Origin of the sequence: uncultured Jatrophihabitans sp. (assembly GCF_964246335.1) — a bacterium.
Lineage (GTDB): Bacteria > Actinomycetota > Actinomycetes > Mycobacteriales > Jatrophihabitantaceae > Jatrophihabitans.
Genome location: NZ_CAXTQF010000123.1, coordinates 1 through 3,037 on the forward strand (window position 1 = coordinate 1; position 3,037 = coordinate 3,037).

The following is a 3,037-nucleotide window of genomic DNA, read 5'->3' on the forward strand; positions in this document are numbered from 1 at the left end:
GTGTCGAGGTCAGGCATCGATCGATTCTGGCAGCGGCTGCCCGGCCGCCGCCGATCCGGCCGCCGCCGAGCCGGCCGCCGACGAGCCGCTCGCCGGGGAGCCGGGCGCGGATCGGCCGCGGTAGACCAGCGCTCCGGCGGCGGCGATCGCCAGTCCGACGAGCCCGGGTAGCACGAACCCGCCGTGCCAGCCGACGTGATCGATGGCCACGCCGGCCAGCGGAGCGCCGGCGGCTGCGCCGGCCGTCATGGCCGAACCGTGCCAGCCGAGCGCCTCGCCACGCCCGCGCTCGCCGACCACCTGGCCGATGGCGCTCACCGAGGCGGTGATCGTCGGTGCGCAGAACAGCCCGGTGACGAAGAGCAGGACGGCCAGCAGGCCGGGGCCTGTCGCCAGCGCGACGGGGATCGCGGTGGCGCCCAGCAACGCCAGCAGCACCCACACCGGCAGCTCGAAACGCACGGCGCCGTAGACCAGGCCGCCGACCGCGGAACCCAGACCCCAGACCGCGAGCTCCCAGCCGATCCAGGACTGGTGGTGCATGTGCCGCAGGGCGGCGACGGTGCCGACGTCGGAGCCGACGAGCACCAGGACCGTCGCGGCGCTCATCACCAGCACGGCGGCGACGACCGGCCCGAGCCACGAGCGCACGCCCGAGGGCGCGTCCGCGTCGGCGTCCGTGTCGTCGTCCGAGCGCAACCGCGGGTTGACCAGCCAGATCAGCGCACCGCCGAGCACGGCGGTGAACTCGCAGGTGAACAGCGCCCAGCTGGTGGCCCAGTACGTCGCGAGCAGGACGCCGAGGGCCGGGCCCATCATGTAGGAGATCTCGACGGCGACCGAGTCGATCGACAACGCCGACTTGCGGTGCACCTCGGGGACGGACGCCAGCAGCGACTGCCGCACGATCGTGAACTGCGGAACGATGAACAATCCGGCGAACGACGCGAGCACGATGAGCAGCCAGTAGCCGGTGAACGGCGCGATGCTCCAACACACCGTCAGCACCACCAGCGACGGCACGACGGCCTTGCGCAACCCGACCTGATCGAGGCGCCGGCCGCGCCACGGCGAGCTGATGCTCGCGGCGACGGTCGAGGCGCCCTCGACGAACCCGGCCGCGCCGTACGAGCGGCCGAGATGCGTGACGACGTGCAGCGTGAGGACGACCGCGCCAGCCCACATCGGCACGCGCACCAGCAGGCCGAGCAGCAGCACCCTGCGCACCTCGCGGATGCGCAGGACGGCGCGGTAGGCCTGCAGTCCCATCCGATGAGCTTCGCACGCCGCACCGACACGGTTTCCGCGCCGCGACGTCGGCGCTGCACCAGCGCCTCGGCGACGTGTGCACCGGCTGCGCGACGACGCGCCGGAAAGATGCGCACGGTCTGGCTGTCGACGACGCCGAGCTACGCCGGACGCAGGCGGTAGAGCACGTGTCGACGAAGGGGGCTGCCGATGTCGAGGGCCGGGTGATCGAAGTCGTCGGCGGGGTCGTGGGTCATGCCGAGACGCTGCATGACCCGCTGCGACGCCACGTTGGGCACCGCCGTGAACGACACGATCTCGGGCAACTGCGAGGTCACGAAGCCGTATCGCGCCGCGGCCCGGGCAGCCTCCGTGGCGTAGCCGCGCCCCCACGAGTTCGCTGCCAACCGCCAGCCGATCTCCACCGCGGGCATGAAATGCGCGTCGAAGCGCGGCCGGGCCAGCCCGACGAACCCGATGAACGCCGGGCCGTCGATCACCTCGACCGCCCACAAGCCGAAGCCGTTCTCGGCGAACCCTGCGCGGATGCGCTCGACCAGGGCGTCACTGGCCGCGCGATCGAGTGGCGCTGGGAAGTGCCGCATCACGACGGGGTCGGCGTTCAGCTCGGCGAACGGCTCGAGGTCGGCGGCGCGCCACCCGCGCAGAATCAGCCGTTCGGTACGCAGGACGGGGACCGAGGCGGGACCCGGCTGGGTCACCTGACGGCGGCCTGCTTGCGGGTGCTCGCGCGTGGCTTGGCAGCCGCCGCCGTCTTCTTGCGGGTGCTGCGCCGGGTGCTCGGCGCGGGGTCGAGCAGCGGCGCCAGGAACTGGCCGGTGTGCGACTCCGGCACCGCCGCGACCTCCTCCGGCGTGCCCACGGCGACGACCGTGCCGCCGCCCGAACCGCCTTCGGGGCCCATGTCGATCAGCCAGTCGGCAGTCTTGATGACGTCGAGGTTGTGCTCGATCACGATCACCGAGTTGCCCTTGTCGACCAGCGAGTGCAGCACGCCGAGCAGCTTGGACACGTCCTCGAAGTGCAGACCGGTGGTCGGCTCGTCCAGCACGTAGATCGTCCGGCCGGTCGAGCGCTTCTGCAGCTCGGCGGCCAGCTTGACCCGTTGGGCCTCGCCACCGGACAGCGTGGGAGCCGGCTGGCCCAGCCGCACGTAACCGAGCCCGACGTCGACCAGCGTCTCGAGATGCCGCGCGATGCGCGAGATCGGCCTGAAGAACTCCGCCGCCTCGTCGATCGGCATCTCGAGGACCTCGCTGATGTTCTTGCCCTTGTAGTGCACCTCGAGCGTCTCGCGGTTGTACCGCGCGCCCTTGCAGACCTCGCACGGCACGTAGACGTCCGGCAGGAAGTTCATCTCGATCTTGATCGTGCCGTCGCCCTGGCAGTTCTCGCAGCGGCCACCCTTGACGTTGAACGAGAACCGGCCCTGCTGATAGCCGCGGACCTTCGCCTCGGTGGTCTCGGAGAACAGCTTGCGGATGTGGTCGAACACGCCGGTATAGGTGGCCGGGTTGGACCGCGGCGTGCGCCCGATCGGCGATTGGTCGACGCCGACCACCTTGTCGAGCTGGTCGATGCCGCGGATGCGCTTGTGCCGCCCCGGCGGGAGCTTGGCGCCGTTGATCCGGTTGGCCAGCGACGCGTAGAGGATGTCGTTGACCAGGCTCGACTTGCCCGATCCGCTGACGCCGGTGACGGCGACGAAGCAGCCGAGCGGGAACGCGACGTCGACGTTGCGCAGGTTGTGCTCGCGCGCGCCCTCGAC

At 71.3% G+C, this 3,037-nt stretch carries 2 protein-coding genes and 1 pseudogene; all 3 read right to left on the reverse strand.

The genetic code is table 11. The features are described from left to right. Window positions 1-9 precede the first annotated feature (9 nt). Window positions 10-1,269: an MFS transporter gene (locus ACFFCN_RS18550; RefSeq protein WP_375494086.1), complete on the reverse strand. Its 1,260-nt coding sequence runs from the start codon at window positions 1,267-1,269 to the stop codon at window positions 10-12. Between the two features lie 140 nt (window positions 1,270-1,409). Continuing rightward, window positions 1,410-1,970, reverse strand: coding sequence for a GNAT family N-acetyltransferase (locus tag ACFFCN_RS18555; protein ID WP_375494088.1), 561 nt, complete (start codon window positions 1,968-1,970; stop codon window positions 1,410-1,412). Beyond that, a pseudogene (locus ACFFCN_RS18560) lies at window positions 1,967-3,037 on the reverse strand (excinuclease ABC subunit A); the annotation flags it as partial. The pseudogene ACFFCN_RS18560 and the gene ACFFCN_RS18555, both read right to left, overlap by 4 nt.